Here is a 21,742-nt window from a genome sequence, read left to right on the forward strand (position 1 = left end):
GATGAAGAAGATCCTGCTGGGGGCGCTCGCCGGCGCCTGTGTCCCGACCCTCGTGCTGGCCCAGACCAGCGTCCAGTTCTACGGTATCGCCGATGCCGGCCTGATGTGGCAGCGCGGCTCCCACCCCAAGATCATCAGCGGCGGCGAAGACGGCTCGCGGCTCGGCTTCAAGGGCAGCGAAGACCTCGGCGGCGGCATGAAAGCCGTGTTCAACCTGGAGGCGCGGGTCGAACTCGATACCGGCAAGCAGCAGCCGGTCCTGGTCAACGAGAACCAGGGCTATTACCTGACGCGCGGCATGGGCGCCCTGCCTCCCAACCTGCTGGCCGCCGTGCGCCGTGCGCTGCAGCCGCCCGGCGGCCCGGCCGTCAATCCGGAAAACGCGCTGTTCGACCGCACCGCCATGGTCGGCATGATCACGCCGCTGGGTGCGGTGCTGGTCGGGCGCATGTACACGCCAGGCTACGAAGTCTTCGCCGCCGCCGACACCTTCGAGGTCGGCACCGGCGGCACCTGGGGCAGCATCACCGGCGGCACCGCCGGCTTCCAGGCGCTGGGCGCCGACATCCGCTCCCAGCGCTCCCTGCAATACCGGATCGCCCTGCCCTCCGGCATCGGCGCCTCGGTCATGATCGCCGGCCGGGGTTCCGGCTACTACGGCCTGTACAACAAGTTCTGGGGCGCGGCCGTCACTTACAAGGCGAACGGCTGGGATGTCGGCATCGGCCACAACCACGGCTACGACCCGAACGGCGCGCCCAGCCTGCGCAGTTCGACGATCGGCGGTTCGTACGCCTGGAACGACTGGAAATTCTTCGCCGGCTGGCACGACCAGCGCAACCGTCATTCGACCCTGCTGCCCACCTATATCGCCGGCTGGGATGCCCAGATCGCGCCCCAGCTCGCGCCGCTCGGCCCGGCCGCCGCCGCCCTGCGCACCGTGTTCATCGACAACATCAGTTTCAACAGCCAGATCGATGCGGTGGGCTACCAGGCCGGGCTGCACTACCGCATCGGACCGGGCCGCATCCTGGCCTCGGTCGCGCACCAGAACGACCGCACGGTGTCCGACAGCGATGCCACCCTGTTCGCGCTCGGCTACAACTACTTCCTGTCGAAGCGCACCGACATCTACGCGGTGGCCGCCTTCATCCGCAACCGGAACGAGGCCCAGTACAGTCCGGCCACGGCGGGGGCGCCGGGCGGCTTCACGCCCCAGCCGGGCGAGGACGGACGCGCCTTCCAGCTCGGGATGCGCTACCGCTTCTGACGCCGGCGCCACGGCGGCGGGCGGAACGGCGATGTTTATCTGCTTACGGCGTTTGCAGTCAGGTAAAATGAGCGGTCCACCTTTTTCGCAAGACCGTGCAATGACCGTAACGCTGGATCCCGCTGCCATCGCCCAATACCTGGTCGACCATCCGCAGTTTTTTGAAGAATACGCCGGCCTGCTGGGCGAGGTAAAACTGTCGAGCCCGCTGACCGGCCGTGCCGTCTCGCTGCAGGAACGCCAGATGGAAGTGATGCGCGACAAGTACAAGGCGCTCGAGCTGCGCATGTCGCAACTGGTGCGCCATGCCGAGGAAAACGCGGCGATCGCCAACCGTTTCCACGGCTGGACCCGCCAGCTGCTGGAAGCCGGCGCCCCCGACGAAGCGCCGGCCGCCATGCCGCGCGCCGTGGTCGACGGCCTGATCAAGCATTTCGTGGTGCCGCAGGCGACCCTGCGCCTGTGGGGCTTGGGTGCGGGCCATGCCGACGAGTGGTATGCGAGCGACGTGTCCGACGACGTCCGCCTGTTCGCCAACGGCCTGCGCGCGCCGTATTGCGGCCCGAACCGCGATTTCGACGCCGTGCGCTGGCTCGAGGACAGCAGCTCGGTACGCTCGACCGTGCTGGTGCCGCTGCGCGCCGGCGGCTCGGCCTTCGGCCTGCTGGTGCTCGGTTCGCCGGATGCCGAACGCTTCAGCGCCAGCATGGCGACCGATTTCCTGGTCCACATCGGCGAGACGGCCAGCGCCGCCCTCAGCCCGCTGCGCGCTGCCTGAGATGGACAGCCCGGCCGCCGACGACTGGACCGGCCGCTACCTGGACGAGCTGCGCACCCAGCGCAAGCTCTCCAGCCATACCATCGCCGCCTATGGGCGCGACCTGGCCGAGCTGTCCGCATTGGCCGGCCACAGCGACTGGACCAGGCTGAGCCATTTCGAGATCCGCCGCTTCGCCGCCAAACTGCACGCCGAGGGCCAGAGTCCGACCTCGATCGCGCGCAAGCTGTCCGGCTGGCGCGGCTTCTTCAACTGGCTGGCCCGCCACACGGCCTTGCCCGCCAACCCCGTCGAGGGCGTGCGCGCGCCGCGCCGCGCCAGGCGCTTGCCGAAAGCCCTGCCGGTCGACGATGCCGTGCGCCTGATGGAAGCGAACCGCCGCGGCCACCCCGAACCGGCCGAACTGTGCGATCGCGCGATGTTCGAGCTGCTGTATTCGAGCGGCCTGCGGGTCTCGGAACTGGCGGGACTGGATCTCGGCTTCGTCGCCGCCAGGGATGGCACGCCGGCCTCGCTCGGCTGGCTGGAGCCGGAGGCGCGCGAAGTCGTGGTCACCGGCAAGGGCAACAAGATGCGGCGGGTGCCGGTCGGCGGCCCGGCGCTGGACGCGATCGCGGCCTGGCTGGCGGTGCGCCCGCCCAGCAGCGACGGCAGCCAGGCCCTGTTCCTGTCGGCGCGCGGCGCACGCGTCACGCCGCGCGTGGTCCAGCACCGCCTGAAAGCCCATGCGCTGAAGGCCGGCCTGCCGGTCCACGTGCATCCCCACGTGCTGCGCCACTCCTTCGCCTCGCACCTGCTGCAATCCTCGGGCGACCTGCGCGCGGTCCAGGAGCTGCTGGGCCACGCCAGCATCACCTCGACCCAGATCTATACCTCGCTCGATTTCCAGCACCTGGCGGCGGTCTACGACAAGGCGCATCCGCGCGCCAAAGCCAAGTAAAGTACCAAGCGGGCGCACGCAAGGCCGTGCTCGGTGGTGACATTCGATAAATTCCGGCATAATCCCCCGATTCTCGGCGGCCGTCCGGCCCCACTTTGATCGGATAGCGAAATATGGAATTGATCCCCAGCACCATCCTGACCGGCTTCCTCGGCGCCGGCAAAACCACGCTGCTCAACCGCATCCTGCAGGAAAACCATGGCCTGCGGATCGCCGTGATCGAAAACGAATTCGGCCAGGAAAACATCGACAACGAAATCCTGGTGCAGGATTCGGGCGAGCAGATCGTCGAGATGAACAACGGCTGCATCTGCTGCACGGTGCGCGGGGACCTGATCGTCGCCCTCGGCAACCTGGCGCGCAAGCGCGACGCCGGCGAACTGCAGTTCGACCGCGTGGTGATCGAGACCACCGGCCTGGCAAATCCCGGTCCGGTGGCCCAGACCTTCTTCGTCGACGAGGAAGTCGGCGCTCACTATCTGCTCGACGCCGTGGTGACCGTGGTCGACGCCCGCCACGGCATGGACCAGCTGGACCGCCACGAGGAGGCCCAGCGCCAGGTCGGCTTCGCGGACAAGATCCTGCTGTCGAAAACCGACCTGGTCGACGCCGCCGCCGTCGAGGAACTCAAGGCGCGCATCCGCCGCATCAATCCGCGTGCGCCGATCTCCACCTCCGACTTCGGCCGGGCGCCGATCCAGGAAGTGCTCGACCTGCGCGGCTTCAACCTGAACGACAAGCTGGAACTCGACCCGGCCTTCCTGACCGCCGACGAAGCCCATGAGCATGCACATGAGCACGACCACGATCACGAGTACGTCCACACCGAAGCCTGCGACCACAGCCACGACCATCACCACAGCCACCACAGCGACGACATCGCCGCCTTCGTGTTCAAGAGCGAGCGCGCCTTCGATCCGGAACGCCTCGACCAGTTCCTCGGCAGCATGGTGCAGGTGTTCGGCCCGAATATGCTGCGCTATAAAGGCGTGCTGTCGATGGCCGGCGCGGATCGCAAGGTCGTATTCCAAGGCGTGCATCAAATCATGGGCAGCGACCTGGGTGCAAAGTGGGGCGATCACGAGCCGCGCGGGAGCAAAATGGTCTTTATTGGTAAAAATTTACCAAAAGACGTCTTTATCCGCGGATTAGAACAATGTTTGGTATAAACTACTCCGGTTCTGTATTGCGGGTCAGCCAGGCTGACTGTGCAAGCCGGTAGTTGAACGACTGAACAGTCCCGTCAGGCAGCGGGACAGGCGGGGCAGCAGGCCCTGCCGTCACGGCAGCGAAACAGCGCGCACACTGTAATAAGTACCGCTGAGTAAGCTGATAAAATGGAAACTCTGTCGTATCGAAGGTAAGTGAAGTCATGACTAAAACAACCAAACCGAATACCGTGGCGCAGCCCGAAGACCGCCTCCTGACGGAAGAGGAAATTCGGGCCATGAGCGACGACGACTACATGAACCCGGCCCAGCTGGCGTTCTTCAAGAACCGCCTGCAGGAACTCGAGAAGGAACTGCTGAAGAACGCCGGCGAGACGACTGAGCACCTGCGTGAAACGGTCCTGGTGCCGGATCCGGCCGACCGCGCCACGATCGAGGAGGAACACGCGCTCGAACTGCGCACCCGCGACCGCGAACGCAAGCTGCTCAAGAAAGTGCAGCAGTCGCTGGCTTCCATCGAAGCAGGCGAATACGGCTGGTGCGAGGAAACCGGCGAGCCGATCGGCATTCCGCGCCTGATCGCCCGCCCGACCGCCACGCTGTCGCTGGAAGCCCAGCAGCGCCGCGAACTGAAGCAGAAACTGTACGGTGATTGAACCGTGACGGTTTGCCCTGAAAAAAGCATGCGCCCATCGCATGCTTTTTTTATTTGGACGCCAGATAAATTTCCCATGGGATACACTAGCGTCGGCTAGCCTGTCGATTGACGCAGCTCAGGCGTGCGCGCCACGTGCCGCAGGCCCTCATGCTACTGTCTCGACCGGTGAAAAACGGTAGACGAGGACCGACGTGGGATTCTTTTCCTTCCTGAAGAAAAAGGACGATGTGCCCGAGGCGCAGGCGGGCGCACACCCGCGCGCCGCCGTCGACGGCGCCGGTCCCGCCAGCGCCTGCGCGCCGACCACCCGCATGCGGCTCGACACCGAAGCCGAGCGCGAACGCCAGCGCGAGATCGCGCGCGCCACCGCCGCCAAGATCGACGAGATCGAACTCGAGATGGCTTCCGACATCTTCGACGACCAGGCCTGGGCCGGCAACCGCCGCACGCCGGCGGTTGCCGCGGGCGTGCCGGGCGCCGCCCTGCTCGAACTGAACACGGAAGGCCTGCTGGCCGAGGAAGGCACGCCGGACCCCGCCGTGGCGCCCTCCAGCGCGCCGGCGGTCGAGGAAGCGGCCATCCTGTATGCCAACGGCCAGGGCGATGCTGCCGAAGTGGCCCTGCGCGCCTGCCTCGACAGCCCCTGCCGCAATGAGCGCCAGCCCTGGTGGATGCTGTTCGACCTCTACCAGGCCACCGGCCGCGAGGCCGAGTTCGAGAGCATCGCGATCGATTACGCCAGCCATTTCGAGACCTCGCCGCCGGCCTGGCTGCCGCCGAACGCACCGCCGGCGGCGCAGGCGGCCGGCCAGCCCTTCGCCGGCGTGACCCCGACCGCCACTCTGCCCGGCCGGCTCGACGCCACTGCCGGCGTCCAGCTGGCGCGGGTGCTGGCGCCCGCCGCCGGCCCGCTGGTGCGCCTCGAATTCAGCGCCGTCGCCAGCGCGACCGCGGAAGGCTGCGCGGTCCTGCTCGATGCCCTGCAGACCCTGCGCCGCAGCGGCCGCGAACTGGCCGTGGCCGGCGCCGACCACCTGATCGCCGTGCTGCGCCCGATGCTGGCGATCGGCGAACGCGGCGCCGGCGAAGCGCCCTGGCTGCTGCTGCTCGAACTGCTGCTGCTGCTGAACCGCGAAAAGGATTTCGAAGAAACGGCCATGGATTATTGCGTCACCTTCGAGGTGTCGCCGCCCTCCTTCGAGGCGCCGGCGCGGGCCGCCGTCAGCGTCGGCGCCACCACGGACGGCAGCACGGCCGCCGGCGACCGTTTCCTGCTGCCGGGCCTGATCGAGGGCGACAGCGCGGCGCTGCTGGCGGCGATCGATGCCTATGCCGCCCAGCATGCCTCCCTGGTGCTGGACTGCTCGCGCCTGGCGCGCATGGACTACGTGGCGGCCACCGTGTTCGGCGCCCGCCTGCGCCGGCTGGCCGCGCATGACAAGGGCAGCGGCAACGCCGATGCAACGCGCAGCATCGAGCTGCGCGACCTGAACCACCTCGTGGCCGCCCTGCTGCGCCTGCTCGGCGTGGGTGAAGTCGCGCGCCTGTACGCACACAAATACTGAACAATATCGAACGGTAAATCGGCCGCCGGACCCGGCAGTTTCACCTTGTAATTGTATGAAGTAACCCCACTTGCGGTTGGCAATCAACCACGAGGCAACTATGGAACAATTTCACGGCACGACCATTCTGAGCGTGCGGCGCGGCGAACAAGTCGCGCTCGGCGGCGACGGCCAGGTCACCCTGGGCAATGTCGTCATGAAGGGCTCTGCGCGCAAGGTGCGCAAGCTGTACCAGGGCAAGGTATTGTGCGGCTTCGCGGGCGGTACCGCGGACGCTTTCACCCTGCTCGACCGCTTCGAGGCCAAACTGGAAAAACACCAGGGCAACCTGCTGCGCGCCTCGGTTGAACTGGCCAAGGATTGGCGCACCGACCGCATCCTGCGCCGCCTGGAGGCGATGCTGCTGGTCGCCGACCGCGAGAAGACCCTGATCATCACCGGCAACGGCGACGTGCTCGAGCCCGAGGACGGCATCGGCGCGATCGGCTCGGGCGGCGTGTACGCGCAGTCGGCCGCCAAGGCCCTGCAGGAAAACACGGACCTGTCCCCGGCGGACGTCGTCAAGAAGGCGCTCACCATCGCCGGCGAGCTGTGCATTTATACGAACCTGTCCCACATCGTCGAGACGCTGGACTGAGCCCTGCAATGAACAACCATCACATTAATACGAACATGAGCATGACCCCCGCCGAAATCGTTTCGGAACTCGACAAGCACGTGGTCGGCCAGGGCAAGGCCAAGCGCGCGGTGGCGATCGCCCTGCGTAACCGCTGGCGCCGCCAGCAGGTGGACGAGCCCCTGCGCCACGAGATCACCCCGAAGAACATCCTCATGATCGGCCCGACCGGCGTCGGCAAGACCGAGATCGCGCGCCGCCTGGCCAAGCTGGCCGATGCGCCCTTCATCAAGGTCGAGGCGACCAAGTTCACCGAGGTCGGCTATGTCGGCCGCGACGTCGACACCATCATCCGCGACCTGATCGACATCGGCGTCAAGCAGACCCGCGCCAGCGAGATGAAGAAGAACCGCCAGCGCGCCGAAGACGCCGCCGAGGACCGCGTGATCGACATCCTGGTGCCGCCGGCGCGCGACTTCGGCTTCAACGTCGCCAGCACCGAATCGAAGGACGGCGACACCACCCGCCAGACCTTCCGCAAGCGCCTGCGCGAAGGCGCCCTCGACGACAAGGAAGTCGAGATCGAAGTGGCCGACGCCGCGCCCCAGGTCGACATCATGGCGCCGCCGGGCATGGAAGAAATGACCGAACAGATCAAGTCGATGTTCGCCGGCGTCGGCGCAGCCCGCAAAAAGGCGCGCAAGATGAAGGTCAAGGACGCGATGAAGATCCTGATCGACGAGGAAGCCGCCAAGCTCGTCAACGAAGACGAGATGAAGCAGAAGGCAATCCAGAACGTCGAGCAGAACGGCATCGTATTCCTGGACGAGGTCGACAAGATCGCCTCGCGCTCCGAGCAGGGCGGGGCCGACGTCTCGCGCGCCGGCGTGCAGCGCGACCTGCTGCCGCTGGTCGAGGGCACGACGGTGAACACGAAATATGGCATGATCAAGACCGACCACATCCTGTTCATCGCCTCGGGCGCCTTCCACCTGTCCAAGCCTTCCGACCTGATCCCGGAGCTGCAGGGCCGCTTCCCGATCCGCGTCGAACTGGAAGCGCTGTCGGTCGAAGACTTCAAGAGCATCCTGACCTCCACCGACGCCAGCCTGACCAAGCAGTACGAGGCCCTGCTGGCGACCGAGGGCGTGAGCCTGGAATTCGCAGCGGAAGGCATCCACCGCCTGGCCGAGATCGCGTATTCTGTCAACGAGCGCACCGAGAACATCGGCGCGCGCCGCCTGTACACGGTGATGGAAAAGCTGCTCGAGGAGATCTCGTACTCGGCCAGCGACAGGTCGGGCCAGACCCTGGTCATCGACGCCGCCTACGTGAACGAGCGGCTCGACAAGCTGGCGGTCAACGAAGACCTGTCGCGTTACGTGTTGTAATCAAAGGAGCGAAGATGGCGAACAAGGCGCTTGCAACCCGGCAGAAAATGATGCTGCGTGTCCAACCGGCACCGCCGCTCAAGCCGCGCAACCCCTTCGCCGGCTTCGCCAAGCAGCGCTCGGCCGGCTCCCACGCGAAGCCGGTCGCCAGCGAAAGGCTGGCCGCCAAGCGTGCGCTGAAGAAGGTCAAGCTGGAAGCCGACGACGAGTAAGCACACCACATCACGCCCATGAGCTCACCCGACATGCTGCTGGACGTCCTGCGCGCCGAGCTGCGCGCCGCGGGCATCACCTACAAAATGCTGGCCGACCGCATCGCGATGAGCGAATCGAGCATCAAGCGCATGTTCGGCCAGAAGGACATGACCCTGTCCCGCCTGGCCCAGATCTGCCAGGCTGCCGGCATCGCCCTCGAGGACGTGCTGCGCCGCGCGGCCGACGCCCGGCCCCAGGCCGACACCCTCACCCTCAACCAGGAAACCTCGCTGGTCGCCAATCCGCGCCTGCTCTTGATGGCGATCTGCTGTCTCGGGCACTGGAGCCTGGAGCAGATCGTCGAGACCTACCGCCTGACCGAACCCGAATGCATCGGCCTGCTGGCCGAGCTGGACCGGCTGGGACTGATCGAACTGAAACCCCTGAACCGCTACAGCCTGCGCGTCTCGAACGCCTTCCGCTGGCTGCCGGACGGCCCGGTGCAGCGCTATTTCCGCGAGCACGTGGTGGGGGATTATTTCGACGGCCGCTTCGACGGCCCGGGAGAAGCGCTGATGTGCCTGCCGGCACGGCTGTCGCTGGCCAGCGCCGGCGAACTGGTGGAAAAAATCCACCAACTGGCCGGCGAACTGGCGCGCCTGCACCGCAACGACCGCCGCCTGCCGCCGCGCGAACGCGACGGTTTTACCTTGCTGGTGGGGTTCCGGTCGTGGGAATTTTCCGCCTTTACGGCACTCCGACGTTAAATTTTATTGCGTGGTCGGCACCGCGCCACCAACCGGGCTGCCGGTCGAGCGGGTCGGCGGCGGCATCTGCACCGGCGCCGGCGCCGGGTTGTTCGCGTTCGGATTGTTCTGATTGTTCGGATTATTCTGATTGGCGGGCGCGGCGTTCGGATTGGCCGGCGGCGGTGCCTCATGCTGCTGGGTGGCATCGGCCGGGTTGCCGAACTCCTGGCTCTGGGTCGGCTGCTGGATCGCACCCGGCGCCATCGGCGGTTCCTGCACGGCGCCGGCCGATGACGGTGCGGCGGTGAGCGCTGCCGCCGGCGCTCCCGGAGGAACGGCGGCGCCACCCATCGGCGCCGCAGCCTTGGTGTCGGCCGCCAGGTCGAGCCGCTTCATGACGCCGCCATCGGACAGCATCACATAGCGCGGATGCACCTCGGCCAAGGTAATGCCCGGCGCCACTTCCTTGCCCACCTTCAGCGCCTTCGGCGGCGAGCCCTCGGCCACGATGATGGCCACGCTGTCGCGCCCGGCGGCAACGATGCCGGTCAGCTGGTAATTGCTTGCGCTGGCGGTCGCGACTTGTCCGCCGAACAAGGTTGCGGCAGCATCGATCGACGGCTCCGGCATGCTCGTGCGCGGCACCGCGGCGATCGGGCGCTGCACCGGCTTGTACAGCTGCATGATCCAGTAGGCGAGCGAGACCGCCAGCAGGATCACGCCGAGCAGGCTCAAAACGAGGGGCAAACGCTTGTTCATCAATTTCCTTATCAACGCACCAACTGGTTGATTTCAATGATCGGCATCAGCACCGCCAGCACGATCAGCAGCACGACCAGGCCCATGGCCAGAATCAGCACCGGCTCGAGCAGGCCGGCGATCGTCAGTGCACGGCGCTCCAGGTCGGCCTGCTGGGAATCGGCGGCGCGCTCCAGCATGGCCGGCAATTCGCCGGTGATCTCGCCGGCGCGGATCATGTGCACCAGCATCGGCGGGAAATACTTCTGCACCGACAGGGCCCGCGCCAGGCTCGCGCCCTCGCGCACGCTGGCGGTCGCGTCCTCGACCAGTCCTTTCATGGCCACGTTCGACAGCGTGTCGCGGCTGGTTTCCAGCGCGCGCAGGATCGGCACCCCGGAACCGGTGGTGATCGCCAGGGTACTGGCGAAGCGCGCCGTGTTCAGGCTGCGCTCGAAGCGGCCGTAGACCGGAGCGTCGAGCAGCCAGGCATGCCAGCGCAGTTTCAGTGCGGGATTCTGCAGCGCCCGGCGCCACATGAACCAGGCGGCGACGATGGCCAATCCGACATAGATCCCGTAAGCCCGCGTAAAGTTCGACACGCCGAGCATGATCACGGTAAGCACCGGCAGCTTCTGCTTGGTGTTGGCGAACACCGAGACGATCTGCGGCACCACGTAGGTGAGCAGGAAGATCACGATCGCAAACGCGACCACGGTGACGATCGCCGGATAGGTAAACGCCAGCCGGACCCGCTGCACCAGCGCGTTGCGGCGCTCGATATAGTCGGCAAGGCGGGCCAGCACGCGCGCCAGCTGGCCGATCTGCTCGCCGGACGAGACCAGCGCGCGGTAGATCTCGGCGAAGTCGCGCGGGTGGCGCGCCAGCGCGCTGGAGAAGGAGGCGCCGCCCATCACCTCGGAACGGATCGAGGCGATCAGGTCGCGCATGTAGGGACGCTCGGCCTGTTCCAGCAGGGCCGTAAACGCCTGCTCGAGCGGCAGGCCCGCTTCCAGCAAACTGGCCAGCTGGCGCGTAAACAGGGCCAGCTCGACCTGGGACAGGCGTTCGCCGAAGCCGCGCGAACGCGTCGCTCCGCTCTCGTCGACCTGGGCCGCGATGGCCTCGACGCTCAGCGGCGTCAGGCCCTGCAGGCGCAGGTCGGCGCGCGCGGCGCGCGGGCTGTCGGCGTTCAGTACGCCCTTGCGGGTGATGCCACCGGTATCGACGGCTTCGTAGCGGAATGCCGGCATCAGTCAGCCTTCGTCACGCGGACCAGCTCGGCTTCCGTGGTCACGCCTTCGCGGACCCAGCGTTCGCCGTCCTCGCGCATGGTCTTCATGCCGGACTTCAGCGCGGTGTCGCGGATCTCGGCTTCCGACACCTGGTTGTGGATCTGCGCGCGGATCTGCTCGTTCGTTTCCAGCAGCTCGTAGACGCCGACCCGGCCGTGGTAGCCGGTGTGGCCGCAGCGTTCGCAGCCGACCGCCTGCCACTGGCCGTTGCCGTCCTGCTTTTTGCAGTAAGGACAGAGCTTGCGCACCAGACGCTGCGCCATCACGCCCAGCAAGGACGACGACAGCAGGAAGGGCTCGATGCCCATGTCCAGCAGGCGGGTAACGGCCGAGGCGGCATCGTTGGTGTGCAGGGTCGCCAGCACCAGGTGGCCGGTGAGCGAAGCCTGCACCGCGATCTGCGCCGTTTCGAGGTCGCGGATTTCACCGATCATGATCACGTCCGGGTCCTGGCGCAGGATGGCGCGCAGGGCTTTGCCGAAAGTCATGTCGATGCGGGCGTTGACCTGGGTCTGGCCGATGCCCGGCAGGTCGTATTCGATCGGATCCTCCACCGTCATGATGTTGGTGGTGGTCGCGTTCAGGCGTGACAGCGAGGCGTACAGCGTGGTGGTTTTACCGGAACCGGTCGGGCCCGTCACCAGCACGATGCCGTGTGGCTGGTTGATCATCCTGTCGAACTGCGGCAGCAGGCTCTCGCTCATGCCGAGGTGGCCGAGGTCGAGGCGGCCCGCTTCCTTGTCGAGCAGACGCAGCACGGCGCGTTCGCCGTGGCCGGTCGGCAGGGTCGAGACGCGCACGTCGACCGGCTTGCCGCCCACCCGCAGGGTGATGCGGCCGTCCTGCGGCAGGCGTTTCTCGGCGATGTCCAGCTGGCTCATGATCTTGATACGCGAAATGAGCGAGGCGTGGATCGCCTTGCGCGGCCGCACGATGTCGCGCAGCGCGCCGTCGATGCGGAAGCGCACCACGGAGGTCTGTTCGAAAGGCTCGATATGGATATCGGAGGCGCCTTCGCGCAGCGACTGGGTCAGCAGCGCATTGATCATGCGGATCACCGGGGCGTCGTCGGACGATTCCAGCAGGTCTTCGATGGCCGGCACGTCCTGCAGCAGCTTGGTCAGGTCGAGGTCGGCATCGAATTCGTCGGCCACCTGGGACGCGTCGCCGCCGGCATTGGCATAGGCGGCGGCGATTGCCGCTTCCAGTTCGGCGCGGTCCATGCGGTGCAGGGCGATGCGGCCGAAACGGCGCGAAACTTCCGCGATCGCGGCCGGCTTGGTCGCGTTCGAGACCAGCACTTCGACGGCCTGCGAAGGGTCGCCGTTGGAACGCGCCAGCACGCCGTAGTCACGTGCGAATGCGTAGGGCAACAGGTTAGTCATGGTTCGTCAATTCTGGGTCGGCGATGCCGGCCGGTATTCGGGCTGCTGGACGGGCTGCTGGACGGGCTGCTGGGCCGGCGACCGGGCCGGCTGCACCGGACGGTACTGCGGCTGCTGCGGCTGCTGCGTCTGCTGCGGCTGGCTGGTGCCCGGACCGGTGGCGGCGCCCGGCCGCGGCGCAACTGGCGCCGGCGGCGGCATCGTGGCCATCGCACCGCCCGCGGGCGGCTGGCCATTGGTTAATGGAGGCAGCATCGGCGCACCGAGGTTGCGCAGCAGGACCGAATCGTCTTCCGGCTGGGTTGCCGAACCGGAAGCACGCATCAGCTCATAGCGGTCCATCGAAATGCTGGTGTTCTGTTCCTTGCTGCGCACCACCACGGGGCGCAGGAAAACCATCAGGTTGCGTTTGACGCGGCTGCGCGCCTGGTATTTGAACAGGTTGCCGATGATCGGGATGTCACCCAGGCCACGCACCTTCTCGACGTTGTGGCCTTCGTCATCCGAGATCAGGCCACCGAGTACGATGATCTGGCCATCGTCGGCCAGCACGTTGCTTTCGATCGCGCGGACGGTGGTGATGATGCCGCCCGAGTTCGTCGGAACCGAATTGTCGATCCCCGAATTCTCGTGGTAGATCGAGAGCTTGATCGTACCGCCTTCGGAAATCTGCGGGCGCACCTTCAGCAGCAGGCCCACGTCCTTGCGGTCGACCGTCTGGAACGGATTGCTGGCCCCGCTCGCACCGGTCGTGAACGAACCGGTGATGATCGGGATGTTCTGGCCGACCTTGATCGTTGCCAGCTCGTTGTCCAGCGTGATCATGTTCGGCGTGGATAAGATATTGGCGTTGCCGTCGCTTTCAAGGGCGCTGGCGATCGCGCCCAGGCCCAGCTTGCCGTTAATCTGGCGGAAGATGCCGACCGACAGGCCGCTCAGCGCCGGCAGGCTGCTGCTGGTGCCGCCGGTGGTGCCGGTGCCGCCCAGGCCGCCGGCCGCGGCAGCCGCCAGGTTGATGATGTTGTTGGACTGGCCGCTGTTGAAGGACTGCAGGCCGCCCACGCGGTACTTGCTGGTGGCGTCGCCGGACAGGCCGACCCACTGGATGCCGAATTCGGACGCCTTGTTCGAGGTGATCTCGACCACCAGCGCCTCGATGTAGACCTGGGCGCGGCGCACGTCGAGCTGGTCGATGACGGCGCGCAGGTTGCGGTAGACCGCGTCCGGCGCGGTGATGATCAGGCTGTTGGTCGAGGCGTCGGCCTGGATGAAGCCGGAGCCCTGGCCGCCGCCGCCGCCGGCCGCCGTGGCCTGGCCCTGCTGGGCGTAGGTATTGCCGGTGCCGCCCATGCCGACGCTGCTCTGCTGGCCCTGCTGGCCGCCGAGCCCGCCGGCGCCACCGGTGCCGCCGGCGCCCGCGGACTGGATCGAACCGCCCGAGGTACCCTGCTGCTGCACCGGCACCGCCGAGGCATCCTGCGACACCACCGCGCGCAGGGTCTGGGCGACCTTGCTGGCGTCGGCATTCTTCAGGTAGACCACGTGGATGTTGCCGAGTTCGGCAGTCGGCTGGTCGAGCTTGGCGATCAGGCTTTTCGCCATGTTCGCGCGCGCCGCCGAGGGCGCACGGACGATCACCGAGTTGGTGCGCGGATCGGCCAGCACGGTGACGCGGCCGGCGTCGCCGCCCGGGCTCGGCTCCATCAGGCGCGTGACCAGGGTCGCGACGTCGCTGGCGATGCCGTTGCGGATCGGCACCACGTCGAGGTCGCCGGTGGACGGCGCGTCGAGCGCGGCGATGATCTTCGACAGGCGGCGCAGGTTGTCGGCGTAGTCGGTGATGACCAGGCTGTTGTTGCCCGGATCGGCCATGATCGAGTTGTTCGGCGAAATCAGCGGGCGCAGCACGGCGGTCAGGTTGGCCGCCGATTCGTGCTGCAGGCGGTAGACCTGGGTCGCGATCTGGTCGCCGTGCGCCTTCGAACCGCCGACCCCGACCTGGGTCGGCGAGGATTGCAGCTTGGCTTCCGCTTCCGGCACCACCTTCGCGTAGCCGTCGCCGGTGACCACCGCATAGCCCTGCAGGCGCAGCGCCGAGGTCAGCAGGGAGAAGGCCTGGGCCTTGCTCAGGGTGCGCTCCGAAACCAGGGTCAGCGTACCCTTGACGCGCGGGTCGATGATGAAGGTCATGCCGGTGTAGTGCCCGACCGCCTTGATCACCGATTCCATGTCGGCGTTGACGAAATTGAGCGCGGCGCCGCCGCCTTCCTGGGCAAAGGCGGGCGCGGGCGGAACGGCCGTCACGACGGCGCAGCACAGCATGGCGCCGCCGACGATGCGGCGCAGGGCCGGGAGTTGCAGGGTCCTACGGTGGATGTTTTTCATTATCTGAACTCTAATGCGATTATGTTCTTGCCGTTCACCATTCGGCGCTGGCCCAGCAGGTTGAGCAGGTTGCCCAGCGAGTCTTCGTATCCTTCCGCCGCTTGCGCCTGGCCCGAGAATCGCAGCCGGCCGTTTTCCAGCGTACCACTACCAGAGAGCAAAAGCGCGCCACGAACCGTGCGCAGGCCCAGGTCGGCCCGCTGCCCGCGCCAATCCATCGCCAGCTCGTAGCTGCCGAGCGGCTTGACTGGACTCATGCGTGACCCCATATCGGTCAGCGACAGCACGGTTCGTCCCTGCACGGCCACCGCCTGGCCCTGGCGCGCGATGTCCAGCAGATTCCACGACAGCCTGATCACACCCGACGGCGCCAGCGTGTTCAGCGGCGCGCCCAGCCCGGCCAGTCCCTCGGCCGGCAGCAGCAGTTCGCCGGCGCTGACCTGCCATTGCGACCAGCTGCCGCTGATCCTGACCGGCTGCGCCAGCGCCTTGTCGTTCGCCAGTTCCATGCTGACCTGGCCGAACAGCACCAGCGGCGACAGCCGCCAGCTGAACCGGCCCGGCAGCAGCGGCGTCACCGCCCCGCCCTCGCCCGGGGCGCCGCCCACGAAGGCTGAGCCGCGCCACAGCGTACCCTGCGCATCCCCCAGAGTCAAACGTCCGCCCGTCTGGCGCTCGACCATCGGCCCCAGCCACGCCGCCGGCAGGAACACGAGGATCGTCACGGCGACCGCGACCACGGTCAGCCCGACCCACAACAGCGCCTGCCTCATTGAGCGTTGCCGGTGTTCTGGCGCAGCGTCAGGCTGGCGTCGACCTGGCCGGCCGCCGGCAAGGCGGTCACGACGGCGTCCTGCACCAGCACGCGGTTGCTGCGGCGCTGTTCGTCGAGCCAGCTTGCGAGGTTGGCGAACGACACGTTATTCAGTTGCAGCTTGATGTACTCGCCCGTCATCGACAGCGATTGCGGCGTCAGGCTGCGCCCGCCGAGGCTGGTGCTGACGGTTTCGCGGGTGAGCGGCGTCACCTGGACCGCCGGCGCCTGCGCCAGGCTGGCCGCTTCCTGGGCCATGGCCTGCAGCTCGGCGGCCTGCTGGCGCAGCTGCGGCAAGCTGCGGTTCAACTGGGCGCGGCCCTCGACGGCCGGGTCGACCAGGATCAGGTAGAGCAGCGCCAGCAGCACGACGGCGCCGCCGACGCTCAGGAAGCGCCGTTCCTGTTCGGTGCGCGACAGCCAGAGCGCGGTGGCACGCTCGCGGTATTGGGCGATGGTGGTGGCGAAACTCATTGCTTGACTCCTGTGCTGCGGATCACCCAGCTGCCCGGCGCGGTCTCGTCGAGACTCATGTTGCGGGCGGCCAGGGCGCTGCGCAGCTGGCCCGTCAAACCGGGGTCGACCGTTTCGGGTTTGACTTTCACCGACAGCGCGCGTTCACGGTATTCGATTGACGCAATGCCGGGCTGGCGCGCAAGGGAACGCGTTGCTTCGCCGAGGGCCGAGGCCATGTACGTGAATTCGTCGGGCGCGACGTTGCCGGTGCTGGCGCGCGCGCGCGCGATGTTCTGGCGCATCTGGGCCACCGGATCGAGGATCGTGGTCTGGTTCGGATACACCGAGCGGAAGGTCTGGGTCATCGACTGGCGCACGGTCTCGGCTTCGCGCTTCAGGCGCAGCCATTCGATGTTCAGGCCGATCAGGTTGACCGCCAGCGCCAGCAGGGCCAGGCGGATCGGCCAGCGCCAGCGGCGCCAGTCGCGCGGCTGGCTGCCGGCGGCGCCGAGGCCGCTCACCAGGTCGAGCGCGGTGCTCTTCGAGCCGGCGATCCAGTGCGCCCAGTCGTCGGTTTCGAGCGCGATGCCGGGGCCGGCTTCCGAAGCGAGGGCCTGGTATTCGCCCAGCTGGCCGGCCGGCACGTAGAGCACCAGCGGGGCGTCGCCGCTGAAGGCGCGCGCGGTCTGCAGCACCACTGCCGGGACGGCGTCGAGCGCCAGGCCGAAGCCCTGGAACAGGCCCTGGCGCAGGGTCAGCTCGGCGCCCTGGATGGCGGCCGAGACGCTGCCCGGCTGCAGCGGCAGGCAGAGCTGGGCCGGTACGGCGGCGACCGAGCGCGCGCCCTGGGCCAGCAGGCTGCGCACGATGGCTTCCAGCCAGTCGCGGTCGACCACGGCGATCGGGCGGGTCTCGTCGGGTTGCTGGGGGGCGGCCACCAGTACGTGGTCGGCCGGATCGCCCAGGATGTGTTCTTCGACCAGGCCGGGCAGCGCGGCCTTCAGGCGCGCGCCGGTCAGCGGCGGGGCCTGGACCGACAGCAGGCTGACGTCGGCGCCGGCCAGCAGCAGCACGACCCGGTTACCGCCGACCAGGTCGCCGAGGTTGCGCAGCGGGCCTTCGCCCTGCTGCTCGATGACGCCGCCGTCGTTCACGAGGGCGAAGCGGCTCAGCGCATGTTCGCCTTCCGCGCGGGCCGGATGCCGGATATAAAGTGTAGTCAAACGATCTCTCTTTCTTGATCTTGTCGAGCGCTTTTAGTACTGGCGGATCCACACCACCTGGGTACCGCCACCGGCAATCAGGGTCGGAAAACGGTGGATCAGCGCCTCGGCATCGAGGGCCGCGCGGTCCAGGCGGATGCGGCTGTTCACCAGGAACCAGTCGCTTTTCACGTCCGCCGCGCCCGGCGTGATCGGCCGGCTGTCTCCGCCGATATCCTGCATAAAATAAGCCATTCCCCTCCAGGCCGCACGCTGCCGCCGCACGACCAACGAATTCGCTTCCGACACCGACATGTTCGGCACCAGGGCCGCCAGCACTTCCGCCGGCGCCGTGTTGACGTTCACCGGCGTCACGTCCGGCAGCACGATCACGAAGGGCCGCAGGCGCTCGACCATGGCCGGCGTGAAGCCCGGCACCGTCAGCAAATCATCTACCGCCAGGAACTTCATCGGCGAGCCGGCCACGCTGCTGCGCGACGCGCGCGGCAGCTTGCCGGGCGGCGGATTGGCGCTGCCGCCCGGACCGCCCGAGACGCCCGAGCCGCCCGCCGCGCCGCCGCCCGCACCCTGCCCCACGTTCCCGCCTTCGCCATTGCTGCCGCCGCCCGACGCGCCACCCTCCGGCGTGGCCGCTTCCAGCGGCTGGCCGGCGGCGACGAAGGCGGCGACCCGCGCCGCCAGCTGCTGGTCCATCTGCAGGTTGCGCAGCAGGCGGCCGAAGATCTCCATCTGGCCGTCGTTAACCTGTCCTTTGTCGGCAAGGTTGCGCAGATTGTAACGCGAGCATGCGTCGATAATATTGCCCGACAGCGTCGCATCGAAATTTTCGCCTTCGACCCGCTCGCGCTCGATGTACTGGTCGAGCCGGGTTTCGGCCAGCGGCGTGGCCCAGACGTGGTCGAGCGCGGTGTATTCGCGGTGGTCGAGGCCGTCCTGGAACAGCACCAGGCTGGCCCAGTCGAGGGCGCCGCGCAGGATCCACTTGGTCTGCAGGTGCAGGCGCTGGTTCTCCATCGAGCGCACCTGCACCTGCTGCTGCCAGAACAGGCTGGCGACGATCGAGATCGCCAGCGTGGTCAGCAGCAGCGCGGTGATCACGGCGACGCCGCGTTCCCGCATGCCCCTGATTCGTGGCCGTCTCATGGTTCCCCCAGCAGGAAAGACTTGGTCATCGGTAGATCCTGGCCCTGCACCTGCAGCGCCACCTGCAGCCCCGTCGGCGGCAGCGGCACGGTATTCGGGTCCTGCTGCGCCGTCTGCGCGCCGTTGGCGGCGGCGGTGGCGGCCGTGCTGCCGGTGGTGGCCGCGCTGGTCGCCTGGCGCCAGGCGCGGTTTTCCCAGGTCAGCACCTGCATCCCGGTGACGCCGGCCTGCAGCGTAACGGCGCCGCTGGTGTCGGTGTCGCTGATCGCGGCCTGCCACATGCCGTCGAGCTGGGCCAGGTCGCGTACCCCGGCGGTCTCGCGCCGCACCAGGCTGCCGTTGATGACGCGGTAGGCCACCACCTGCAGGCGCGAAGGCTGGTTCTCGGTGAACACCTCGCGCACCATCGTGAAGCGGTCGGTCCCGGTCAGCAGATAAGGGCGGCGGTCGAGCACGTCGCGTCCGGCGATGTGCTCGCAATCGCTCTGCATCTGGGCGAAGGCCAGCTGCATGCCGCGCGTGGACTCCATCTGGTTGGTCAGCGCCACGCGCGCGCGGATGATGCCGTCCAGCCCGCGCCAGCCGAGCACCGCGACGATGGCGAGGATGCTGATCGCCACCAGCAGTTCGACCAGGGTAAAGCCGCGTTGGCGTAGCGGTTTCATAAACGCGGCCTCAGCACGAGTTGGACCAGTTTGACGATGCGCCGGTTCGGATTTTCGATGTCGAATACCGAGACTTCGACGCGGCGCAAACGCGGGTTCGGGCTGGCGATCACTTCTTCCTGGCAAACGAGGTGCAGGTCGCCCTGCGGGCAATCGAAGCCGCGCTTGCCGATTTCCGGAAATTCCTTGCCCAGGCGAATCTGCACGAGGCGGTTCTCGGCCGACCAGGTCGCCATCAGCGAGGTGCGCAGGCCGCTGCTGTTGGCGGTCAGGCTGCCCACCGCGCGCAGGCCGGCGCCGAGCGCGGTGCCGACGATGACCAGCGCCACCAGCACTTCGAGCAGGGTGAAACCGTGGGAGCGGGAGGTCTTCATGTTTCTCATTCGACCGTGAAGTGGCCGACGCCGTCGGCGCGGATGGCGACCCGGTTGCCGCCGCTGGCCAGCACCAGCACGAAGGGCTTGTCGACCGGCTCGCGGCCGAAGGTGATGCGCAGCGGATTGATGGTGCCGGCGCTGGCCGGATCGAGCAGCAGGGTGATCGGGGCGTTCTTGAAATCGCGCTCGCGCAGCAGGTCGTCGCCGCCGCCGATCGGTTCCCAGCGCGTCTCGTTGCGGACCAGGAAATGGTAGCGTTCGGGCGTGGCTTCGAAGGTGACCGGGCGGTTGCGTACGATCGCCTCGTCGCGCGCCAGCTGCAGCAGCAGGGTCAGGCGCTGGGCCTCCTTTTGCAGGTCCTGGCGCGGACTGGGGATCGCGTTGAGCGAGGCCATGCCCAGCGTGATGCCGATGATGACCATCACGACCATGATCTCCACGAGCGTGAAGCCACGGACCGGCATCCCGGCGCGTCCGCGCACGTGCTTAGGCATCGGGCTTGATCTCCTCAGGCTGCTGGCCCGGCGATTTATAGGATGAGCTTATAGACCGGGCCCGTTTATCAGCTTGACTTATTTGTCCCAGGAGCCGACGTCGGCATCCTCGCCGCTGCCGCCCGGCTGGCCGTCGGCGCCCAGCGAGAACACGTCGACTTCCCCATGCAGGCCCGGCGACAGGTACTGGTAGTTATTGCCCCACGGGTCTTTCGGCAGCTTCTCGACATAGCCGCCCTCTTTCCAGCCGTTCGCGGCCGGGCCGGTGGTCGGCTTCTGGACCAGGGCCTGCAGGCCCTGCTCGGTGGTCGGATAGCGCTGATTGTCCAGCTTGTACAGCTTGAGCGCCTGCATCAGGGTAGCGATGTCGGTCTTGGCGGCGGTCACGCGCGCCTCGCCGGTACGGCCCAGCAGCTTGGGCACGACCAGCATGCCGAGGATGCCGATGATGACCACGACGACCATGATCTCGACGAGGGTGAAGCCGCCCTGGCGGCGCCGCTGCGACATGCGATGCGTAATGTTCTGCATAGAATATTGTTGGATGGTAGTCGGAAGAACCGATCTAGTATAAGGCCGAATGCGCATAGCCCGGCATTCGGAAGACTTTCCAATTGTAAGCCAGGAGCAAGGGCACTGCACTGCTTGTCAGTGTGCCCAGCCCCTCTATTATTGGAACGATCAGGCGCGTGCGCCGCAGACCGGACAGCCGGGATGGCGCCCCACCTGCACCTCGGTCCACTCCATGCCGCGGCCGTCCAGCATCAGCAGGCGCCCGGTCAGCGGCCGCCCGCAGCCGGCCAGCAGCTTGAGGGCCTCGGCGGCCTGCACGGCGCCGATCACGCCGACCAGCGGCGCGAACACGCCCATGGTGCTGCAGGCCACGTCTTCGAAGCGGCTGTCCTCGGGGAACAGGCAGGCATAGCAGGGAGACGCCGGGTCGCGCACGTCGAATACCGAGACCTGGCCGTCGAAGCGGATCACGGCGCCGGCCACCAGCGGCACGCCGGCCTGCACGCAGGCGCGGTTGACGGCCTGGCGGGTGGCGAAGTTGTCGCTGCAGTCGAGCACGAGGTCGCTGGCGGCTACCAGTGCGCGCAGGCGCTCGCCTTGCGCGCGCTCGCGCAGCGCCGTCACCTCGATCTCGGGATTGATCTGCATCAATGCTTCGCGACCGGACTCGACCTTGGGCCGGCCGATCCGCGCCGTCGTGTGCATGATCTGGCGCTGGAGGTTGGTGAGGTCGACCTCGTCGTCGTCGACCAGGGTGATGTGACCGACGCCGCTGGCCGCCAGGTAGAGCGCGGCCGGCGAACCGAGGCCGCCGGCGCCGACGATCAGGACGTGCGCGTCCAGCACCCGCTGCTGGCCTTCGATACCGACCTCGTCGAGCAGGATATGGCGCGAATAGCGCAGCAGCTGGCGGTCGTCCATTA

At 67.4% G+C, this 21,742-nt stretch carries 23 protein-coding genes; 10 read left to right on the forward strand and 13 right to left on the reverse strand.

The genetic code is table 11. The features are described 5' to 3' along the window. Position 1: 1 nt before the first annotated feature. The 10 genes from AC1DOQ_RS02320 to AC1DOQ_RS02365 all read left to right on the forward strand — a co-directional run bounded on the left by AC1DOQ_RS02320 (position 2) and on the right by AC1DOQ_RS02365 (position 9,349). The gene (locus AC1DOQ_RS02320; protein WP_477359903.1) at positions 2–1,270 is read left to right on the forward strand and encodes a porin; all 1,269 of its coding nucleotides are present in this window, start codon (positions 2–4) and stop codon (positions 1,268–1,270) included. A 100-nt stretch (positions 1,271–1,370) separates the two neighbouring features. Then, positions 1,371–2,048 (forward strand): DUF484 family protein, encoded by a 678-nt coding sequence (locus AC1DOQ_RS02325; protein ID WP_477359905.1) that lies wholly within the window; start codon positions 1,371–1,373, stop codon positions 2,046–2,048. A 1-nt stretch (position 2,049) separates the two neighbouring features. Next, positions 2,050–2,988 (forward strand): tyrosine recombinase XerC, encoded by a 939-nt coding sequence (gene xerC / locus AC1DOQ_RS02330; protein WP_477359907.1) that lies wholly within the window; start codon positions 2,050–2,052, stop codon positions 2,986–2,988. Positions 2,989–3,101: 113 nt separating this feature from the next. Beyond that, positions 3,102–4,157 (forward strand): CobW family GTP-binding protein, encoded by a 1,056-nt coding sequence (locus AC1DOQ_RS02335; protein ID WP_477359909.1) that lies wholly within the window; start codon positions 3,102–3,104, stop codon positions 4,155–4,157. 203 nt (positions 4,158–4,360) lie between these two features. Next, positions 4,361–4,813, forward strand: coding sequence for an RNA polymerase-binding protein DksA (gene dksA, locus AC1DOQ_RS02340; RefSeq protein WP_442122998.1), 453 nt, complete (start codon positions 4,361–4,363; stop codon positions 4,811–4,813). A gap of 193 nt (positions 4,814–5,006) precedes the next feature. Next, entirely contained in the window at positions 5,007–6,380 is a 1,374-nt protein-coding gene (locus tag AC1DOQ_RS02345; protein ID WP_477359911.1) for an STAS domain-containing protein, read from the forward strand. A 100-nt stretch (positions 6,381–6,480) separates the two neighbouring features. Continuing rightward, positions 6,481–7,017 carry an ATP-dependent protease subunit HslV gene (gene hslV, locus AC1DOQ_RS02350; RefSeq protein WP_442122996.1) on the forward strand — a complete coding sequence of 179 codons (537 nt, stop codon included), beginning with the start codon at positions 6,481–6,483 and terminating at the stop codon, positions 7,015–7,017. A 35-nt stretch (positions 7,018–7,052) separates the two neighbouring features. Beyond that, a complete protein-coding gene (gene hslU / locus AC1DOQ_RS02355) occupies positions 7,053–8,387 on the forward strand; it encodes an ATP-dependent protease ATPase subunit HslU (protein WP_477359913.1) in 1,335 nt (444 codons plus the stop codon). 50 nt (positions 8,388–8,437) lie between these two features. Beyond that, positions 8,438–8,599, forward strand: coding sequence for a hypothetical protein (locus tag AC1DOQ_RS02360; RefSeq protein ID WP_477359915.1), 162 nt, complete (start codon positions 8,438–8,440; stop codon positions 8,597–8,599). A gap of 18 nt (positions 8,600–8,617) precedes the next feature. Continuing rightward, entirely contained in the window at positions 8,618–9,349 is a 732-nt protein-coding gene (locus AC1DOQ_RS02365; protein ID WP_442122993.1) for a helix-turn-helix domain-containing protein, read from the forward strand. 3 nt (positions 9,350–9,352) lie between these two features. Here AC1DOQ_RS02365 and AC1DOQ_RS02370 read toward each other — a convergent pair whose 3' ends face one another. From AC1DOQ_RS02370 to AC1DOQ_RS02430, 13 genes are all read right to left on the reverse strand, one after another. Next, a complete protein-coding gene (locus AC1DOQ_RS02370; RefSeq protein ID WP_477359917.1) occupies positions 9,353–10,090 on the reverse strand; it encodes a type II secretion system protein N in 738 nt (245 codons plus the stop codon). Between the two features lie 11 nt (positions 10,091–10,101). Further along, positions 10,102–11,322, reverse strand: a complete 1,221-nt coding sequence (gene gspF, locus AC1DOQ_RS02375; RefSeq protein WP_477359918.1) for a type II secretion system inner membrane protein GspF — start codon at positions 11,320–11,322, stop codon at positions 10,102–10,104. Beyond that, the gene (gene gspE / locus AC1DOQ_RS02380) at positions 11,322–12,749 is read right to left on the reverse strand and encodes a type II secretion system ATPase GspE (RefSeq protein WP_477359920.1); all 1,428 of its coding nucleotides are present in this window, start codon (positions 12,747–12,749) and stop codon (positions 11,322–11,324) included. Before gspE ends, gspF begins: the two co-directional genes overlap by 1 nt. A gap of 6 nt (positions 12,750–12,755) precedes the next feature. Then, positions 12,756–15,134: a type II secretion system secretin GspD gene (gspD, locus tag AC1DOQ_RS02385; protein WP_477359922.1), complete on the reverse strand. Its 2,379-nt coding sequence runs from the start codon at positions 15,132–15,134 to the stop codon at positions 12,756–12,758. Further along, positions 15,134–15,907 (reverse strand): type II secretion system protein N, encoded by a 774-nt coding sequence (gene gspN, locus AC1DOQ_RS02390; protein ID WP_477359924.1) that lies wholly within the window; start codon positions 15,905–15,907, stop codon positions 15,134–15,136. The genes gspD and gspN overlap by 1 nt, the downstream gene beginning before the upstream one ends. Beyond that, entirely contained in the window at positions 15,904–16,422 is a 519-nt protein-coding gene (gene gspM, locus AC1DOQ_RS02395) for a type II secretion system protein GspM (RefSeq protein WP_477359926.1), read from the reverse strand. Before gspM ends, gspN begins: the two co-directional genes overlap by 4 nt. After that, positions 16,419–17,627, reverse strand: a complete 1,209-nt coding sequence (gspL, locus tag AC1DOQ_RS02400; RefSeq protein WP_477359928.1) for a type II secretion system protein GspL — start codon at positions 17,625–17,627, stop codon at positions 16,419–16,421. Before gspL ends, gspM begins: the two co-directional genes overlap by 4 nt. Positions 17,628–17,660: 33 nt before the next feature. After that, positions 17,661–18,746: a type II secretion system minor pseudopilin GspK gene (gene gspK / locus AC1DOQ_RS02405; protein WP_477359930.1), complete on the reverse strand. Its 1,086-nt coding sequence runs from the start codon at positions 18,744–18,746 to the stop codon at positions 17,661–17,663. Positions 18,747–18,766: 20 nt separating this feature from the next. After that, positions 18,767–19,435, reverse strand: a complete 669-nt coding sequence (locus AC1DOQ_RS02410; RefSeq protein WP_477359932.1) for a PulJ/GspJ family protein — start codon at positions 19,433–19,435, stop codon at positions 18,767–18,769. Beyond that, on the reverse strand, positions 19,432–19,809 hold the full coding sequence (gspI, locus tag AC1DOQ_RS02415; RefSeq protein WP_477359934.1) for a type II secretion system minor pseudopilin GspI: 378 nt from the start codon (positions 19,807–19,809) through the stop codon (positions 19,432–19,434). The genes AC1DOQ_RS02410 and gspI overlap by 4 nt, the downstream gene beginning before the upstream one ends. A gap of 5 nt (positions 19,810–19,814) precedes the next feature. Then, the gene (gspH, locus tag AC1DOQ_RS02420) at positions 19,815–20,306 is read right to left on the reverse strand and encodes a type II secretion system minor pseudopilin GspH (RefSeq protein WP_477359936.1); all 492 of its coding nucleotides are present in this window, start codon (positions 20,304–20,306) and stop codon (positions 19,815–19,817) included. 78 nt (positions 20,307–20,384) lie between these two features. Beyond that, positions 20,385–20,837 carry a type II secretion system major pseudopilin GspG gene (gene gspG, locus AC1DOQ_RS02425; RefSeq protein ID WP_477359938.1) on the reverse strand — a complete coding sequence of 151 codons (453 nt, stop codon included), beginning with the start codon at positions 20,835–20,837 and terminating at the stop codon, positions 20,385–20,387. 150 nt (positions 20,838–20,987) lie between these two features. After that, a complete protein-coding gene (locus AC1DOQ_RS02430) occupies positions 20,988–21,740 on the reverse strand; it encodes a HesA/MoeB/ThiF family protein (protein WP_477359940.1) in 753 nt (250 codons plus the stop codon). Positions 21,741–21,742 lie beyond the last annotated feature (2 nt).

The sequence above is a fragment of the Massilia sp. 01N417 genome, assembly GCF_056399645.1.